The sequence below is a fragment of the Pseudoxanthomonas koreensis genome (assembly GCF_010093225.1).
In the GTDB taxonomy this organism is placed as follows: Bacteria; Pseudomonadota; Gammaproteobacteria; order Xanthomonadales; family Xanthomonadaceae; genus Pseudoxanthomonas; species Pseudoxanthomonas koreensis.
The window spans coordinates 1-776 of the sequence record NZ_PDWM01000087.1; the positions used below are offsets into that span (position 1 = coordinate 1).

General features: G+C 53.5%; 1 protein-coding gene. It reads left to right on the plus strand.

Annotated features, from left to right (window positions below):
* Positions 1-776, plus strand: a 776-nt coding sequence (locus tag CSC64_RS13820; protein WP_202922375.1) for a hypothetical protein, incomplete at both ends; no start/stop codon positions are given.

A 776-nucleotide genomic window follows, 5' to 3' on the forward strand; every position in this document is an offset into this window, starting at 1 on the left:
GTGTTACGTCCTGGCAATGGCATCAGCAGATACCTCTACTTTGACAAGATCGTTCATGCCAACTTGAAGGCGGCATGCAAGATTTGGATTCTCCATGGACGGATGACACGAAATCTTGGAGAAGGTTCGGCTCAGGCCCGCTTAACGGACGTGGCAATTTTAGGGGAAGTTCTCGGGGCACGGTCATTCGACACGCGCAAGAACGAAGATTTCTACGCTGCAGAACGGCGGATCAGAAAGAATCGCGCAGCTGCGGGCGCATACGGACTATGCAAGGTGCTCGCGACGTTCGCGAAGTGGCTGAATTTGCGGACGCGATCGAGACTGAGCTACGTCTCCGGCATGAAGAAGCCAGCTAAGCACGGGCGCAAGGGCAATGATGCAGGTCGCCATGAAAAGTTAATGCCAGACGAGGTCATACGCGACCTGATTGCTGTCAATTCAAGAGACGATATAAGTGACATCGATCGCTTCTATCTGCAGATTTTCACTATCGATGTCGGGGCCGGATTTCGTGTGGGCGAGTTGGCGAATTTGCCGGAAAATTGTCTCATCGAGAACGATGGCGCCTTGCAATTGCTGTACTTCCCCGAGAAGAAAGGGCGTCCCGTTCCAAAGGTGGTGCCTCCCAGTCTAGTGCCGGCAATCCGTGCCGCTGTTTCCGCATTGAAATCTTCCACCGAGGATTTGCGAAAGCTTGCCGCGCAACAGCGTGAGAATGAGCCAGTCGATTGGCTTAAGGTGTCTTCCAATGAGGCGGCTGCATGCTACTTCAC